This window comes from Microbacterium phyllosphaerae (assembly GCF_050628115.1).
Lineage (GTDB): Bacteria > Actinomycetota > Actinomycetes > Actinomycetales > Microbacteriaceae > Microbacterium > Microbacterium phyllosphaerae_A.
Genome location: NZ_CP192502.1, coordinates 2,001,991 through 2,019,728, shown reverse-complemented (window position 1 = coordinate 2,019,728; position 17,738 = coordinate 2,001,991). Strand labels below are relative to the sequence as shown.

Here is a 17,738-nt window from a genome sequence, read left to right as displayed (position 1 = left end):
GGCTCTCAGCCGGTGGGAGCGAGCTTCAGCGATCCGTGGCGTATCTGCGGGAGGCTGAGTCGTGGGGTGCGCCATCGTTGCTCGGGGTCCCACCACCGCGGGCCTCGCACCTGCGGGAGACCCTCGTCCATCCGGATCTCCCACCCGGACGTTCCGAGGGATCGGTGGTGCCACCAGCACAACGGCACCCCGTTGTCCGTATGGGTCGGACCACCCCTCGCATGCTCCGTCACGTGGTGGATCTCGCACCACGACGCCGGGACGTGGCATCCGGGGATCAGGCATTCCTTGTCACGGGCGACGATCGCGCGGCGTTGATGCACGCTGAAGACGCGGTCGGTGGTCGTGATGCCGATGATCCGCCCCTCATCGAACAACACCCGTTGAATCGTGCCGGCGCATCCGATGTGCGCGGCGACGGAGACGGGCAGGTGGGCACCGGAACCGGGAATCGTCGCCCACCCACCATTGCCGGAGTTCGCGCCCGTTCCCGACGCGGCGTTGCCGAACGCAGCGCCGGCGCCGTGACCGATGTGGGCGGCGAGGTCTTTCGCGTCGACCTTCACGACCAGGACCGGTGCCGCTCCACCGAGGGTGGGCATGTCGTTGTGGCGGGCCGCGATCGCGAGCACCATCGCGAGCGCGTCGTGGCGCTTCTGCGACGCGGTGCGGTCATCGAGCACGCACCGCGGATCGGAATTGAACGGATCCGCATCGGCACCGTCAACGCCGGCGTCCGCATCCGCATCCGCATCGATGTCGGCGTCGGCGTCGGCATCGATGTCGGCGTCGGCATCGGCATCGGCATCGGCATCGACATCAACGTCAGAGTCAGTGCCGGCATCGGCACCGTCGCTGGGTGTGAAGTGCACGCCGGGCATGGGCGGGCCATCCCCTTTAGGGTTCAAGATCGCATCGATGATGAGCTGCAACTGCGCCGCGACCTCGGGAGTCAGATACCCGCGGATCGCATGCACGCCATCCTTCAACCGACCGATCGTGATGCCCCGCCGACGCTTCGAGTCCTCATCCTTCGGTCCTTCCCCGTCCGGGTCGAACATCGACGCGAGATCCTCCGCGAGAGCCGTCAGATCCTGCGCTGTCGGCGCCGGACCCGGTGCATCCTCGTCACCCTCGGGATCTGAGTCGGCGTCAGCGTCCGGATCATCCTCGACGCCCATATCGACACCGTGCCCGCGGGCGCACCCGGCCAACGCGACATCCGCTGCCAGGCGTTGATCGACCGTGAGCCGATCCCACACCTTCTCGATCGGACCCGTCGCCGCGAGAAACCCCGCCACACCGACCACCCCATCCAACAACGCCAGACGCAACTCCGACCACCGCGCGGGCATCCGCTCCCCCGCCAGGCTCACCGGCCGCCGCACGAGGTCAACCACCCTGTCGACCCGTGTCGCTCCCCGTACGTCTACCCGCACCGTCCGCTGCAACAACTCGTTCAGACCCCGGCACCCCGCCGAGTGCGGGAAGTCACCCGGATCACCCGTCGCGATGGTCTCCACGATCACCGCCTCGGCCCGGCGGAACACCGCCCCCGCGCCCTGCAACACCATGACCCGATCCGCGTCCGTCAACCCGGCCAACGCATCATCGGACAGCATCGTGTCGAGATCGACGATGACCCGATCCAGAAGCTCCGTGGTGCTGTTCATACCCCTAAGTCAACACGGGACCACCGACATTCAAGACCCGAAACCACCCCGTTTTACCCCAGATCAGAGTCATATTCCGATCTCCCGGAATTGTGCGACGAAGCGGAATCTGCGGAGCGTCGGAACGAGACAAGACAAGGCTGGCGCCACGGTCCCGAGTGGTCGGTGAGACGGTGGATGGGACCCGTCGGCGACACAGTGGACCGGGCCCGTCGGCGACACAGTGGACCGGGCCCGTCGGCGACACAGTGGACCGGACCCGTCGGCGACACCGTGGACCGGACCCGTCGGCGAGACAGTGGATGGGAGCAGAAGTGAGACCGATCGGCAAGCCCGTCGGAGCCAGGATCGACGGGGCTGGAACCGGTGAGCAGGATCAGCCTCGTGCGGTCTCCGCCTTCAGGAACACGTCGACGGCATCCTCGCTCTCGAGCACGAAGCCGTGCCTCTCATACAGCCGGCGCGCCGGACTCCCCTGCAGCACGTTGAGACGGAACAGCCGCCCTGACGCACCCCGCTCCGCCAAGACCTCAGCGAGCACCGCAGAACCCAGCCCGCGGCCCTGCGAGTCCGGGGTGAGGTAGAAGTGCTCGATCCACACGGCGTCGGTCTCATCCCGGACTGCGATGAGCCCGGCATCCTCTCCGTCCACGACGATCACCCTCGTGTTCTCCGGAGCGAACGCGTCGAGGAACCGCTGCCGCACGCGCACAGGGTCGTACCGGCCCAGGCGCTCCAGATCGGGGCGCATCACGATCGCCCGCAGTTCCGCCATCCACGGCGCATCCGACGGACTGCTCGCTCGAAGACTCCACCCGACTGACACAGCATCCATACAATCACCCGATTCGCCTGCTGCGCTCCTCCGCATCCTGGCAAGCGCGATCCGAGTCCCTACAGCGCGAGCAGCACGATCCCGGCGGCGACGACGGCGGATGCGGCGATCCGCCACCCCGGCCTGCTCTCTTTCAGCACGAAGACGCCGAACAGAGAGACCAGCACGACGCTGACCTCGCGCAGCGGGGCGACGAGGGCGACGGGCGCGATCTGGATGGCGGTGAGCACCAGGATGTACGACAGCGGAGAAAGGATGCTGAACGCCACGATGCGCCTCCACTGGGTGCGGCCGAGCGTGCGGACGGCCTTCCACCGGCCGCGGACGCCGACCGAGTAGAACGGGATCTCGAGCAGCATGGTGCCCACCATGAACGCGACGGGTGAGAGGTTCCACGTGCGCACGGCGTTCGCGTCCCAGATCGTGTAGACCGCGATCGCGACGCCGGTGAGAAGGCCGAACAGGAGCCCCGGATCGAGTCTTCTCCGCGAACTGGACGAGCGTCCACGGTCGACGAGCCCGATCGCGACCACTCCGAGGATGATCGCCGCGACTCCGACGAGAGCGAGAGCGGACGGGCGCTCCCCCAGCAGCAGCACGGCGATGATGACCGACAGGAACGGCCCTGTGCCCCTCGCAGTCGCGTAGACGGTCGAGAGGTTGCCCTCGCGGTATCCGCGCTGAAGCACCGCCATGTAGATGACATGGAGCACCGCGGACACCCCGACGCCCCACAGGAAGCCGCGCAGATCGTCAGTGCCGAGCCCGCCGGTGAACGGGATGACCCCGATCCACACGGCCGTGCCTCCGACGGCGCCCCACCACAGGAACGGCATGCCCGCCTTGCTCACCCCGTGGGCGATGACGTTCCACGCCGCATGGGTGATCGCGGCGGCGAAGACGAGGGCGAAGGCGAGAGCGGACATACGAGACCCTTCCGTCCATCGCGAGGCGCGACGAACAGGGTCCTCCGGGCTTTTGTCCTGTCAGATGACGGCGCCCCTGCGGAGGGGCACCGTGGCGCCGCTCGGACCAGACGGGACGAACCCCGGAACCCTAGGCGCTATCGGCACCCACGGTACCCGGCGATGGTGACCGGCAGGTGAACAGCGGGCGAGCACCCGCGCATCGCACGAGCACCCGCATCGCGCGAGCCCGCATCGGATGCCGGATGAGCAGCGAAGCGCCCGACACGGGATCCGTGCCGGGCGCCTGGCATCCTCTCTCAGCCCACCAGACCCGCGGTCTCCCGACGACGCACGCGCGAGATCAGCAGCACGAGCGCACCGACCGCCAGCAGTGCGAGCGCCCACCCCAGGCCGGTGATGACGCCACCGGTCGTCGCCAGGACGTCGAGATCGACCGTCGCCGTCGCGGCTGCCGTGACGACCACAGTGCCCGAGGCACCGCTCACCGTGGCGACGTTCACGACCCGGCCGTTCGCCACGTCGGCCGTCGTCAGCGTGTAGCCGATCGGGCCGCAGGCCGCGGTGTCACCGGGCGCGAGGTCGGGCACGTCGCACGCGAGCATGCCTCCGAGCTTCGGATCGTCGATCGCGATCGACGTCAGCGTGCGCGCCCCGGTGTTGGTCACGGTGAAGCGGAACTGCACCGTGTCGCCGGCATCGACCTTGCCGTTGCCGTTGGCGTCAGCGTACTCGCCACCGGTCTTCGCAAGCGCGATCGCCGGCTGCGCCTCGAGAGGCGTGACCACCGTGTCCTCATCGGTCGGCGGCTCCTCGGTGACGCCGGTGCCCGTTCCCGTGCCCGTCGCCGTGGCCGTGTTGATGATCTGACCTGCGTCGATCTCGGCTTGGGTCAGCACCGCGGCAGGTCCGTCGCACAGCGCCGACGCACCAGGGGCGAGGTCGGTCGTGTCGCAGACGACCGCGCCACTCAGTCGCGGATCCGACACCGAGACGCGAGTCAACGTCGTCGTACCCGTGTTGGTGACGGTGAACGTGTAGGCGATCGTGTCGCCTGCATCCGTCCGTCCGTTGCCGTTCACATCGAGCACGGCAGCCGCCGACTTCAGCAGCGTGAGCGCATCGGTGCCGACCACGACCACGTCCGCGTCATCCGTGCCCTCGGCGCTGCCGGCGACCGACTGAGCGGTCACCGTCGCAGTGTTGCGCACGATGCCGGCGTCGACGTCGTCCTGCGTGAGCACGTACTCGACGGGTCCGCAGTCGACGTCGTCGGTCGGCACGAGTGCGAGACCGTCGAGCGCGGCGCAGTCCACGACGCCGCCGAGCAGCGGGTCGTCGAGCACGATGTCGGTCAGGACGGTCGTGCCGGTGTTGCTGATCCGGAACGAGTAGGCGACCGTGTCGCCGGCCCCGATCATCCCGTCGTCGTTCGCGTCGACCGGCTCGCCCGGAGTCTTCGTCAGCGAGATACCAGGCGTGCCGGCGAACAGCACCTCGGCGGAGGCCTCGTCGCTCACGGCACCCAGTGGTCCGGTGCCGGTCGCGGTGGCCGTGTTCGGACGGCTGCCGTTCTCGATGTCCGCCTGCGTGAGCGTGTACGTGAACGGCCCGCAGTCGCTGGAGGCGCCGACGCCGAGCTCATCGATCGTGCACAGCACTCCGGCACCGAGCAGCGGGTCGGTGATCTCGACGTCGCTGAGGGTCGTGTTGCCCGTGTTGCTCGTCGTGAACGTGTACTCGACGGTGTCACCTGCGCCGATGAACCCGTCGCCGGTCGCGTCCTGCACCAGGCCGACGTTCTTCTGCAGGTCGATGCCGGCGGTCTGATCGATGTCGGCGGAGGCGGATGCCGTGTCAGACACCGTTCCGACCGGGGCGTCGGCCGTGACCGATGCCGTGTTGCGCACGATCCCCGCGTCGATGTCGTCCTGAGTCAGCGTGTACTCGACCGGCGCGCAGGTCATGGATGCCCCCGGAGCCAGCGAGGCCCCCGTGAGAGCTGCGCACACGACCGGTCCGCCCAGCATCGGGTCGGTGATCTGGGCGTTCGTCAGGGTCGTGGTGCCGGTGTTCGTGACGGTGAACGTGTAGGCGATGGTGTCGCCGGACGTCACCTGCGCACCACCGTCGACGTCGATCACCGTGCTCGGCGACTTGGTCAGCACGATGCTGTTCACGGCGGGAACCGTCACGTCGGCCTCCGCGCCGTCGGTCGCCGTGCCCAGAGCGGACTGGGCGGTGACGGATGCCTCGTTGTGCACCGTGCCCTCATCGATGTCCTGCTGCGTGAGCGCATAGACCACCGGCGCACAGGTCACCGAGGCACCGGGTGCGAGGGGTGCGCCGAATGCCGCGCAGGCCACCGCTCCCCCGAGCAGCGGGTCGGTGATCGCTGCACTCGTGAGTGTGACGGTGCCGGTGTTGCGCACCGTGAACGTGTAGGCGACGGTGTCGCCGACGTCGGTGCGTCCGTTGCCGTTCGCGTCGACAGGGGCACCTGCCGTCTTCACGAGCTCGACCTGCGGGGTGCCCGACACGGGGACCTCGACCGTCGAGGTGTTGTCAGACGGATCGGGGTCCGGCGTCGTCGACGTCACGGTCGCCGTGTTCGACAGGGTGGGCGTCGCGATCGCCGGGTCGACCGTGCCGCTGACCGTCGCGGTGAAGGTCGCGCCGACGGCGAGCGTGCCGACCGCGCAGTCGAGCTGCGCTGCGGTGATCGTGCAGCCGGCAGTCGGCGTCGTCGGGGTGCGCAGCCCTGCCGGGAGGGCATCCGAGATCGCGACCGCGGATGCCGGGCTCGGACCGTTGTTGGTCACGACGATCGTGTACGTGATCGGTCCGTTCACCGGAGCAGGGCTCGCCGAGCTCGTCTTGACGACCGACAGGTCGGCCGACGGCGTCACGACGACGGTCGAGGTGCCGGTGTTGTCGGAGGGATCCGGATCGGGAGTCGGCGACGTCGCCGTGGCGTTGTTGGTCAGCGTGCCGACCGCGGTCGCGGTCGCGGTGACGGTCAGCGTCGCCGATTCGCCGGGGAGCAGGGTGCCGACGGTCCACTGGTGATCGGCGGGCGACCAGGCACCCGCGGTCGGAGTGGCAGCCGTGACCTCGAGTCCGGCCGGCGCGACCTCGGTCACGACGACGCCTGCCGCGGCGGACGGCCCGTCGTTGCGCACCGTGATCACGAAGCTCGCCACGCCGCCCAGGGGGATGCTCGGAGTCGACGTCGTCTTCACGACGCTGACATCCGCGCTCGGGGTGAGCGCCACATCGACGCTGGAGGTGTTGTTGGGCGTGACCGGGTCGGGTGTCGGCGAGGTGGTCGTCGCCGTGTTGCGGATCGTGCCGGAGGCCGTCGCCGCCCACGTGCCGACGATGTTCACCGAGGCCGTCGCACCGGGCGCGAGGTCGCCCACGGCGCAGTTCACCGTGCCGCCGCCGATGGTGCAGCCCGGATTGATCGACTCGACGGTGAAACCTGCAGGGAGCGTGTCGGTGATCGTCACCGCACGCGCGACGGACGGGCCGTTGTTCGCGACCTCGATCGAGTACGTGAAACCGCTGCCCGGCGTGCCTGTGGCCGGCGCGGTCTTCGCGATGCTGAGGTCGGCGCTCTGCACGATCTCGACCACTGCCGAGGCGGAGTTGTCCGTCGTGTCGACGTCTTCTGCCGGCGATGCGACAGAGGCGGTGTTGATGGTGGTGCCCGCCGGGGCGTCGGCCGCGACCACGGTCGACACGACGACGGTGGCGGTGGCCTCATCGGCGAGGTCCGCCCAGGTGCAGCGAACCGTGACGTCGGTGAACGAGCAGTCGGCCCCGGCCGGCGTAGTGACGCCGGTCACGGTGAAGCCGGTAGGCACGGTGTCGTCGAGCACCGCGTTGACGGCATCCGAGTCGCCCTTGTTGGTCACAGTGATCGTGAAGTCGACGGCACCTCCGGCCGCGACCTGCGGCACCGACGGTGTCTTCGTCACCGCGAGATCGGCGACGATGTCAGGCTGGAAGCTGGTGGAGTCGACGTTGTTCGTCGGGTCGGAGTCGGGGGTGCTGCTCGTGACGCTCGCCGAGTTCTGCACGACGGCTGCAGCAGGGCTGATCGAGACGACGATCGTCGTGTTCACTGTGGCGCCCGGCGCGAGTGTGCCGATACTGCACTCGACGACGCCGAGATCGACGGCGCACTCGCCCTGATCGGACACGACGCTCACGAAGGTGGTCTCGGGGTCGAGCGGATCCGTGAGCCGCACATTCCGAGCCTCGGACGGGCCGTCGTTGCGGGTGATGAGCGTGTAGGTGACGTTCTGCCCTGCGACGGGATCGGCCGGTGCGAACGACTTGGTCACCGACACATCGCTGAGCGCAGTCAGGGTGCCGGACGCGGTCGCGGTGTTGTTGGCGAGATTGACGTCGAAGCGCGATCCCGAGACCGACGCGGTGTTCGTGAGTGCGGCACCGGGTTCGAACGAGGGCGAGACCGTTCCGGTCACGGTGATCGTCGCGCTGGCCCCGACCGCGAGGTCGGGAAGGGCACACGTGATCGTGCCGCCGACCGTGCAGGATCCGCCGCTCGGCGTGGCCTGCACCGCGGTGAAGCCGGCAGGCACGGCATCTGTCACGGTGACCCCCGTGCCGGTCTGGGGTCCGTTGTTCGTGACCCCGATCGTGAAGGTCGCAGGCCGGCCCGCGACCAGCGGACTCGTGGCGAGCGTCTTGGTGATCGCGAGATCCGCCGCCTGGTTCACCGGCGTCAGGGCCTCCTGCGTGGTCGACGTGCGGTCGATGTTGGTGACCGGCTCGCGGAACGCGACCCGCGCCTCGTTGACGATGGTCGTGCCCGCGGCCTCGGTTCTCACCTTGGCGTCGAACGTGTACGACGTGACTGCGTCGACGCCGACCGATCCACCGGCCGTGGCGGTGCCGCCGTCGCCGAGGCGCACCCTCAGCGTGCGCGTCCCGCTCGCGTACTCGCCACGATCGTCGCCCGTGGCGTCGGTCAGGGCGCCTGCGCCGGCACCGCTCACGATGCGGATGGAGCCGGGCACGAAGTCGATTCCGGCGGGGAGGACGTCGGTCGAGACCGACTGGAGCGCGGGGTTTCCGCCGTCATTGCGAGTGGTGACGGTGTAGCGCAGCGTGTCACCGATCTCGGCCGAGCTGCCGCCCCGGGTGAGGTTGGCGACCGACTTGGTCGAGATGAGGCAGGGCCCGGTGCCGAAGGAGATGTCGTCAAGGAAGTTTCCCTGTGTGGAACCGCCGGCCGCACTCACCGCCTCGAACCCGAAGCGCGTCGTGGTCTGACCTGCGGGAACAGTGTAGGTACCTGCGTGGCTGCCCCACGCGGCGGTTCCGTCAGTCAGGTTGGGGCCGCTCTGAACGAGAGCTCCCGACGGTGAGCCGATCAGGACACGCATGGTGTCGGTACCGCTGCGACCTCGGTGCTTGAGCGACCAGTAGAGGGTCTGACCGGGCGTCGTCGCCACGTCCTGAAAGAGCCGGCTCGCGCTGTTCGCATTCAGTTCGGCGAATTGCCGCCCGGCAGTCGCCGGAACACCCTGGAATCCACTGCTCCAGATCTCGATCTGACTCTGACTGTCGTTGGTCCCCCACCCCGGCACCTGCGCCTCGGGAACGAGTCGGTACGTCGCGTTGCCGATCGCGGGTGCCTCGAAACCGCCGTTCGTCAGCGACACGGAGTCCGCGCACTGCGTCGGGTTCTGCGCCGCCGACGCCGATGTCGGCGCCACGGTGTCTGTGACCACCGTGAGTCCGACCGCGATCAGAAGTGCTGCCGTCGCCCCCGCCAGGGCGCGCCGAATGGATGAGTGAGCGTGTGATGACACAGCTGAACCCTGCTTTTCTCCCCCGAGGTCTCCCCGCATCGTTCGGAACGACACACCTCGCGCTCCGACCCTATCCGCGGGGGTCGCTTCGATTCGGTCGCGTATCGGGCGCCGATATCGAATCGATACCGGTATTCCGGTCATATTGGATGGGAGGGGGTGGCCCCGGCGACCGGACGGCCGGGATCTGCGGCCGACCGAGCCGATTACGATCGAAGGACCCCCTTCAGGAAGGCCGCTCATGCCCGTCACCCCGGATGCACTCGCCCACGCCGAGGACCTCGCCGACTTCGTCGCCGCCTCTCCCTCGAGCTACCACGCCGCCGCCGAGGTGGCCAGGCGCCTGGAGGATGCCGGATTCGCACCCCTCGCCGAGGAGGACGCGTGGGACGTCACGCCCGGGGGCCGCTACCTCGTCGTCCGCGACGGTGCCACCATCGCGTGGACGATTCCGGCGGATGCGACGGCCGTCACCCCCGCGCACGTGCTCGGCGCGCACACGGACTCCCCCGGATTCAAGCTCAAGCCGCAGCCGACCACCGGGTCGAAGGGCTGGCTGCAGGCCGCCGTCGAGGTCTACGGCGGCCCGCTGCTGAACTCCTGGCTCGACCGCGAGCTGCGCCTCGCCGGACGCCTCGCCCTCGCCGACGGCCGCGTCGTGCTGGCCGACACCGGTGCGCTCCTGCGCCTTCCGCAGCTCGCCGTGCACCTCGACCGCGAGGCGAACAGCGGTCTGGCGCTCGACAAGCAGTTCCAGACGCAGCCCGTCTGGGGCCTCGGCGACCCGACCCAGGAGGACATCCTGGCGGAGCTCGCGGACTCGGCCGGCGTCGCGGCATCCGACATCCGCGGCTACGACGTCGTGATCGCCGATACCGCTCGCGGCGCGGTGTTCGGCAAGGACGACGCCTTCTTCGCCTCCGGTCGGCTCGACGACCTCGCCTCCGTACACGCGGGGGTCGTGGCGCTCGAGGCTCTCGGCACCCCCTCGACCGGCCCCATCGCCATCCTCGCCGCCTTCGACCACGAAGAACTGGGTTCCAACTCGCGCTCCGGTGCGGCAGGGCCGTTCCTCGAAGACATCCTCGGACGTGTGTATGACGCGCTCGGCGCCGACGCCTCCGAACGTCGCCGCGCCTTCTCGGCGTCGTGGTGCCTGTCCAGCGACGTGGGCCACTCGGTGCACCCCAACTACGTGCACAAGCACGATCCCGTCGTACAGCCCGTGCTCGGCTCAGGGCCGATCCTCAAGCTCAACGCCAACCAGCGGTACGCGACGGATGCCGTCGGCTCCGCCGCGTGGCGCGACTGGTGCGACGCGGCCGACGTCGTCACGCAGGAGTTCGTCTCGAACAACAACGTGCGCTGCGGCTCGACGATCGGCCCGATCACGGCGACACGCCTCGGCATCCGCACGGTCGACGTCGGCATCCCGATCCTGTCGATGCATTCGGCGCGCGAGCTCGCCGGAGTCTCGGACCTGCACGACCTCGCCCGCGTCGCGGGAGCATTCTTCGCCGGCTGAGCCCTGCAGGGCATCCGCAGTGCCAGGATGATGGCATGACGGACATCAAGCCTGCTCTCATCGAGCGCGCGGGCATCGAGATCATCCCTGAATCCGAGCGCACGGCGAAGCCGAGCGACCTGTTCTGGCCGTGGTTCGCGGCCAACGTGTCGGTGTTCGGCATGTCGTACGGATCGTTCGTGCTCGGCTTCGGGATCTCGTTCTGGCAGGCGACCGTCGTGTCGATCATCGGCATCGTCGTGTCGTTCCTGCTGTGCGGCCTGATCGCGATCGCGGGCAAGCGCGGTTCCGCGCCGACCATGGTGCTCTCCCGTGCCGCCTTCGGCGTGCAGGGTCAGAAGGTGCCGGGCATCGTCTCGTGGCTGACGTCCATCGGCTGGGAGACGTTCCTCGCGATCATGGCCGTTCTCGCCACGGCCACCGTCATCACCCAGCTCGGCGGCGACGGCGACAGCATCGCGCTGAAGATCACCGCGACCGTCATCGTCGCGGCCCTCATCGTCGCGGCCTCGGTGCTCGGATATCACACGATCATGAAGCTGCAGTCGGTGCTCACCTGGGTCACCGGCGCCGTGACGATCCTCTACATCATCCTCGCCGCCCCGAGCATCGACATCGCCGCCGTCATGGCCCGGCCCGACGGCGGCATCGGACAGGTCATCGGCGCGCTCGTCATGGTGATGACCGGGTTCGGCCTCGGCTGGATCAACATCGCCGCCGACTGGTCGCGCTACCAGAAGCGCACGGCATCCGACAGGGCGATCGTCGCGTGGAACACGATCGGCGGCTCCGTCGCCCCGGTGATCCTCGTGGTGTTCGGGCTGCTGCTCGCCGGTTCCGACGACGAGCTCAGCGCGGCCATCGCCGCCGACCCGATCGGCGCGCTCGCGACGATCCTGCCCATCTGGGTCCTCGTGCCGTTCCTGCTCACCGCCGTGCTCGCGCTCGTCTCCGGCGCCGTGCTCGGCATCTATTCGTCGGGCCTCACCCTGCTGAGCCTCGGTATCCGTATCCCCCGCCCGTCCGCCGCGGCGATCGACGGTGTGATCCTGACCATCGGCACGATCTATGTCGTGTTCTTCGCCACCGACTTCCTCGGCCCGTTCCAGAGCTTCCTGATCACGCTGGGCGTGCCACTCGCGTCATGGGCCGGCATCCTGATCGCCGACATCCTGCGTCGCAGGAAGGACTATGACGACGAGGCCCTGTTCGACAGTCGGGGTCGCTACGGAGCCTGGGACTGGACTTCGATCGGCACCATGGTGGCAGCCAGCGTGATCGGCTGGGGCTTCGTGCTCAACGGCTTCGCCGACGCCGCCCCCTGGAACAACTGGCAGGGGTACCTGCTCGGCCTCGTCGGCGGAGTCGACGGCGACTGGGCGTATGCGAACCTCGGGGTCTTCTTCGCGCTGGTGCTGTCGTTCGTCGTGACCTGGTTCGCCCGCGCCGGCACGATCCGTCGCCAGGAGCAGACCGCGTGACCATCTGCACAACCGAGTCGGGTGAGGGGCCCTGGCTGGTCGTGATCGACCCCCAGGTGATCTTCGCGTCGCCCGACTCGGCGTGGGGATCGCCGTTCTTCTCCGACGTGATCCCCCGCATCCGCGAGCTCGCCGCGTCTTTCGGCGATCGGGTGATCGTGACCCGGTGGATGCCGACCGCTGACCGCTCGACCTCGTGGGGCGACTACTTCGCCGCCTGGCCGTTCGCGGATCAGCCCGCTGACGATCCTCTGTTCGATCTCGTTCCCGACGCGGTCGGTCTGTCGCCGCATCCGACGCTCGATCTGCCGACGTTCGGCAAGTGGGGCAGCGACATCGAGGCGATCGTCGGTCGTGGCGCCCACGTCGTGCTGGCCGGCGTCTCGACGGACTGCTGCGTCATCTCGACGGCGCTGGCCGCAGCGGATGCCGGAGCGCACGTCACGATCGTCGCCGACGCGTGCGCCGGTTCGACGGCATCGAATCACGACGCCGCGATGCAGGTCATGGGGCTCTACCCACCGCAGCTGGCCGTCAGCGACACGACTACGGTGCTGGCGGCACGCTGACCGAGCCGACCTAGACCGCGCGCACGGCCGCGGCGATGTCGGCGGGCGACCCGTTCCACGGCGCTCCGTGCCCCGGCAGCACCCACGACGCCGAGACACCTGCCAGCCTGTCGAGGGAGGCGAGCGCCCGTTCGGGCTCATCCGTGAACGGTGCGGGTTGAGCACCGACCCGCCCCGTCAGCACGTGGCGGGTGGTCAGCGCATCGCCGACGAAGACCGCGTCCGCCCCGGGAACGTGCACGGCGATGCTCCCGGGCGAATGCCCCGGCATCCCAATGAGGACGGGCGATCCGGGCAGAGCGAGGATCTGCCCGTCCTCGACCTCCACGACCTCCGAGACGTGACGGGTGCGCAGCGCGTTCTTGCGCACCCCGTACGCGAGGAAGCCCAGCATCGGACCGATCCGGGCGGGCCCCATCGGAGTCTTCGGCTTCTCCCCCGTGCGCACCCGGTGCGCGTCGGCTGCGTGGATGAAGACCGGCACCCCCGCTTCGCTGCGCAGCCGCTCGGCGAACCCGATATGGTCGCTGTCGCCGTGCGTGAGGACGAGCCCTCGGATGTCGGACAGCGGGCGGCCGAGCTCTGCCAGCGTCCGCCGCAGGTCGTTCCAGTGGCCCGGCAGACCGGCGTCGACGAGCGTGATCCCCTCGGGCAGGTCGATCAGGTACGACGCGACGATGTCGTTGCCGAGCCGATACAGGTGCGGTGCGAGCTTCATGACCGTTCCTTCCGAAGGACGATTGACGATGGCTACTTTACGTAGCTATCATGGCTAGTGTCAATAGCTATCAAGGAGATCAGGATGCCGACGCCCGAACGAACCTCACTCGTCGCCATCGTCGCCGCCGGCCGCGAAATCCTCGAATCCAGAGGCCCCGCGGGCCTCACGATGCAGGCGGTCGCAGAGCGCGTGGGCGTGCGGGCACCGTCGCTCTACAAGCGGATTCGAGATCGTGACGCGCTGATGTCCGCGGTCGCTGAGGCATCTGCCGACGAGCTCACGAGCCGCCTGGAGAATGCCGGCGACGAACTCGCCACGCTCGCCGCCGTCTACCGCGGCTTCGCTCACGAGCATCCGGAGTCGTTCCGTCTGCTCTTCACCACTGCTGCCCCCGAAGAGTCGCTGCATCGCACCTCCGCACCGGTTCTGCGCGCCTGCACCCACCTCGTCGGCCCCGAGCACGCACTGGACGCCGCCCGACTGTTCACCGCCTGGGCGACCGGATTCCTGCAGATGGAGCTCGCGGGCGCCTTCCGTCTGGGCGGAGACGTGGACAGCGCGTTCGACTACGCGCTGGACCGCATCATCGTCGGGCTGACCACCGCCTGATCGCCGCCCTCACCAGGCGGTCCACGCCTTCCACAGCTCGGCGTACGGACCAGCCGTCGCGACGAGATCGTCGTGGGTTCCGGACTGCACGACCCGCCCGTCGCTCATCACGAGGATCCTGTCAGCGGTCATGGCCTGACTCAGCCGGTGCGCGATCACGATGCCTGTGCGGTCGCCGATAGCACCCGACGACGCCTCGTCGAGCACCTCCGAGTCCGCGGAGCCGGCCTCGGCCGTCGCCTCATCGAGGATCACGACGGATGCCGCCGACAGCGCCACCCGCACGAGGGCGAGGTGCTGCGACTGCCCTGGAGTGAGCGGATGCCCTGCCTCGCCGATCTCGGTGTCGAGGCCCTCGGGCAGCCGCAGGATCCATTCCGCGCCGAGCTGCGTGATCACGGCCCGCATCCGCTCGTCGTCGGCATCGCTGAACAGCGCGAGGTCGCCTCGGACGGTGCCTGCGAAGACGTGCGGCTCCTGGCTGAGCATCACGACGGCATCGCGCAGGTCATGCGGATGCCAGTGCTCTATACCGATCCCGTCGTGGCGCACGGCCCCCTCGCCCACCGGGAGCGCGCCGGCGAGCACGCGGGCGAGCGTCGTCTTGCCCGCGCCGCTCGCACCCACGATCGCGATCCTCTCGCCGGCGGCGGCCGACAACGACACCGCGTCGAGGTCCCGCTGGTCGGGGCGGTGCGCGAAGCCGAGCCTGTCGACCTCGATCGCTCCTCGGCGCGCCACTGCGGCCTCGGACTCCGACGCGCCCACCTCGCGCGGACCCGGTGACGGCATGCCGATGACGCCGAAGAGGCGCGCGAGGCTGGCTCCGGCATCCTGCAGCTCGTCGATGCGGAAGAGCAGAGCGCCCATCGGCCCGAACAGCCCGAGGAAGTACAGCGACGCCGCGGTCGCCGCGCCCAGCTCGACCTGCCCGCCGGTCACCAGCAGATACCCGACCACGAGCACGGCCGAGAGTCCCACCAGCTCGGCGCCGTTCAGGAACACGTTGAAGTCGTTGCGCACCCTGGTGGCTCGCACTTCGAGCGCGATGGCCTGCTCACTCGCCTCGCCGATGCGCTCGAGGTGTCGCTCCTCGGTGCGCAGAGCGCGGACGGTGTCGACTCCCCGCACGGCCTCGATCGTGCGCTGGCTGCGCTCGGCCACGACGACGCGGTGCTCGCGGTAGACCGGCGCCGAGCGGCGCAGGAACCGACGGAGCGAGAAGTACTGGATGGGAGCTGCGACGAGCGCGGCGAGCGCGAAGCGCCAGTCCATCAGTCCCATGCCGAGCAGGCTCAGCACGATGCTGAACAGCGCCGAGAGGAACGCGGGGAGCGCCTCTTCGACGACCTGTCCGACCGCTCGCACGTCGCCCGAGAGCCGTGCGACCAGGTCGCCGGTGCCCGCTGCCTCGATGCGCGCCGTCGGCTGGGCGAGCGCCGTGCGGAATGCCGCCTCGCGAACCTCGCGGATCGTGCCCTGTCCGAGTCGCGCGAGCAGCACACGGCCCGCCCAGGTCAATCCGGCTCCGGCTGCGATCGACGCGGTCAACGCCAGCCCGAACGGCAGCATCGATGCGCCTCCGACCACGATGTCGTCGACCATCAGGCCGATGATCCACGGCGCGACGAGCGCGGCGCCGACTCCCGCGCACAGGGTCAGAACGGCGAACACGGCGAGCGCGCGTCGATGGCCGAGTGCGGCGAGCAGACCGCGGGCCGTGTCTCGACGCGTCGCGATGGGCAGCTTCGAGTCACTCATGCGCCCACTCCCCTCAGGTCGTGCACGCGGTGACAGCTCGACAGCAGTGAGGCCCGATCGGTGAGCAGCACGATCGTGCGCCCCTCGGACGCGAGCCCCGCGGCCACCTGGGCCTCGGTGATCGGGTCGATCGCGGTGGTCGGCTCGTGCAGCACCAGCAGCCGCTGCGGCTGATGCAAGGCGCGTGCGAGCAGCAGGCGCTGGCGCTGACCGCCCGAGAGCCGCAGCCCGCGCTCGCCCACCTTCTCGTCGAGCCCGTCGGGCAATCGGTGCACGACCTCGTCGAAGGCTGCGGCTTCGAGGTGCGCGTGATCGATCCGCTCCGAGATGTTCTCAGCCGCGGTTCCGGTGAACACGGCCGCATCGTGCGGAGGGGCGAAGACCTCGACACGCAGGCCGTCGTGACCGAGGCGGGTCGCATCGATGTCGCCGATGACGAGCTCGCCCGCCGCGGGCGTTCGGAGCCCACCGAACAGACGAGCGAGATCCACGATCCGATCGGGGTCGGCACGGATGCCGGTCACCTGGCCGCGCGCGATGTCGATCGTCGTTCCCTCGACCGACAAGCGGGCCACGATGGCGGAATCGCCGCGGGTCGGTGTGCCCGCCGCCGCCTGCTCACTGATCGTCTCGGAAGCCGGCGTCGCGACAGCATCCGTCACGGCGCCCGCCTCCGTCGAGAACTCCGCGATGCGGGTCGCCGAACCGTGCTTCGAAGCGATCTGCGCGGGCAGGTAGCCGAGCGACTGCAGGGGGCCGCGGATGGTCTGCGCCAGGCCCATAGCGGTGACGAAGCCGCCGATCGTGATGATGCCGTCGAGCGCCAGCCAGCCGCCGAGCACAGCGATGCCGGTGAAGGCGAGACCGCTGATGAGCAGATTCAGGGCCGTGAGGCCCGCCGCGGCCTTCTCGGCGCGATACGCGGCCTCGGCGGCGACAGCGCTCTCGGCGACGTACCGATCGGCCGCCCGCGACGCGCCACCGAGGGCACCGAGAACGCGCAGACCGGTGGCGAAGTCGGTGCTGACCGCATCCAGTCGTGCGGCCTGCTTCTGCGCCTCGTAGCCTCGGCGTCGCAGCCCGTCGCTCACGAGATGCACGAGCAGGGCCTGCACGAGCGTGCCGATCACGACGGCGACGGCGAGCGGCCAGGCGATCACGAGCAGGGTGATGCAGGCGACGAGCACGGCGGTCGCGGCGGCGGCCTGCTCGGCGATGACCCAGAAGAAGCCCGCCGTCTCCCCTGCGTCCGAGGAGGAGATCGTGAGCACCTCGCCGGCGGGTCGACGGGTGCGTCGGCGCAGCGCGAGACCGAGGATGCCCTGACGCAGCACATGCTCACCCTGCGCATAGACCTTGGTGCCGGCCCGATCTCCGAGCTGCCACGAGACGATGAGCACCGCGAACACGACGACGAGGAACGCGAGCGCCCACCCGAAGGCCCCCGGGTCGCCCGGCGCGATCGCGCGGTCGATCACGACGCCGACAGCCACGGGGACCATGACCTCGGCGAGCTGATGCCCGCAGAATCCGGCGATCGAGGCGGCGGCGCGTGCCCGACGGCCTCGACCCCAGACGCCCTCGCGGAAGACCCTTCCGACGGTCGCGGTCACCGGACCGTCGCCGTTCTCCGGTGACCGGCGCCCGTATGGGGCACGCGGAACCGGGGGCACGCTGAGACGGAACGCGCAGGGGCGGGGCGCGCAGAGACGCGGCGCGCAGCGGCGAAGGGGGACATCAGGGACTCCAGAGACGATCGAGGGGCCACGTGCGATCGCCGTGAGCACCC

11 protein-coding genes are annotated in these 17,738 nt (G+C 69.5%); 4 read left to right on the top strand and 7 right to left on the bottom strand.

All coding sequences use genetic code 11. The features are described 5' to 3' along the window. Positions 1–5 precede the first annotated feature (5 nt). The 4 genes from ACQ4LY_RS09400 to ACQ4LY_RS09385 all read right to left on the bottom strand — a co-directional run bounded on the left by ACQ4LY_RS09400 (position 6) and on the right by ACQ4LY_RS09385 (position 9,283). Positions 6–1,673: a DUF222 domain-containing protein gene (locus tag ACQ4LY_RS09400; RefSeq protein ID WP_431070881.1), complete on the bottom strand. Its 1,668-nt coding sequence runs from the start codon at positions 1,671–1,673 to the stop codon at positions 6–8. A 376-nt stretch (positions 1,674–2,049) separates the two neighbouring features. After that, positions 2,050–2,448 (bottom strand): GNAT family N-acetyltransferase, encoded by a 399-nt coding sequence (locus ACQ4LY_RS09395; RefSeq protein ID WP_431070879.1) that lies wholly within the window; start codon positions 2,446–2,448, stop codon positions 2,050–2,052. Positions 2,449–2,567: 119 nt separating this feature from the next. After that, positions 2,568–3,434, bottom strand: coding sequence for an EamA family transporter (locus ACQ4LY_RS09390; protein ID WP_431070877.1), 867 nt, complete (start codon positions 3,432–3,434; stop codon positions 2,568–2,570). A 299-nt stretch (positions 3,435–3,733) separates the two neighbouring features. Then, positions 3,734–9,283, bottom strand: coding sequence for a DUF7507 domain-containing protein (locus ACQ4LY_RS09385; RefSeq protein WP_431070875.1), 5,550 nt, complete (start codon positions 9,281–9,283; stop codon positions 3,734–3,736). A gap of 241 nt (positions 9,284–9,524) precedes the next feature. Here ACQ4LY_RS09385 and ACQ4LY_RS09380 point away from each other — a divergent pair, with 241 nt between their 5' ends. The 3 genes from ACQ4LY_RS09380 to ACQ4LY_RS09370 are packed head-to-tail and all read left to right on the top strand — an operon-like array spanning position 9,525 to position 12,858. Then, positions 9,525–10,808, top strand: coding sequence for a M18 family aminopeptidase (locus tag ACQ4LY_RS09380; protein WP_431070874.1), 1,284 nt, complete (start codon positions 9,525–9,527; stop codon positions 10,806–10,808). A gap of 35 nt (positions 10,809–10,843) precedes the next feature. Then, positions 10,844–12,289 (top strand): purine-cytosine permease family protein, encoded by a 1,446-nt coding sequence (locus ACQ4LY_RS09375; RefSeq protein WP_431070872.1) that lies wholly within the window; start codon positions 10,844–10,846, stop codon positions 12,287–12,289. Continuing rightward, positions 12,286–12,858, top strand: a complete 573-nt coding sequence (locus ACQ4LY_RS09370) for a cysteine hydrolase family protein (protein ID WP_431070870.1) — start codon at positions 12,286–12,288, stop codon at positions 12,856–12,858. Before ACQ4LY_RS09375 ends, ACQ4LY_RS09370 begins: the two co-directional genes overlap by 4 nt. Positions 12,859–12,868: 10 nt before the next feature. On the opposite strand, the gene ACQ4LY_RS09365 is transcribed toward ACQ4LY_RS09370, so the two are convergent. Then, positions 12,869–13,576, bottom strand: coding sequence for an MBL fold metallo-hydrolase (locus ACQ4LY_RS09365; RefSeq protein ID WP_431070868.1), 708 nt, complete (start codon positions 13,574–13,576; stop codon positions 12,869–12,871). A gap of 84 nt (positions 13,577–13,660) precedes the next feature. On the opposite strand from ACQ4LY_RS09365, the gene ACQ4LY_RS09360 reads away from it, so the two are divergent. Further along, entirely contained in the window at positions 13,661–14,188 is a 528-nt protein-coding gene (locus tag ACQ4LY_RS09360) for a TetR/AcrR family transcriptional regulator (RefSeq protein WP_431070866.1), read from the top strand. 9 nt (positions 14,189–14,197) lie between these two features. Here ACQ4LY_RS09360 and ACQ4LY_RS09355 read toward each other — a convergent pair whose 3' ends face one another. Together ACQ4LY_RS09355 and ACQ4LY_RS09350 are read right to left on the bottom strand one after the other, a co-directional pair. Continuing rightward, complete coding sequence (locus tag ACQ4LY_RS09355; protein ID WP_431070864.1) at positions 14,198–15,949, bottom strand: ABC transporter ATP-binding protein; 1,752 nt, start codon at positions 15,947–15,949, stop codon at positions 14,198–14,200. Next, positions 15,946–17,562 (bottom strand): ABC transporter transmembrane domain-containing protein, encoded by a 1,617-nt coding sequence (locus ACQ4LY_RS09350; protein ID WP_431070862.1) that lies wholly within the window; start codon positions 17,560–17,562, stop codon positions 15,946–15,948. The genes ACQ4LY_RS09355 and ACQ4LY_RS09350 overlap by 4 nt, the downstream gene beginning before the upstream one ends. Positions 17,563–17,738: the final 176 nt, after the last annotated feature.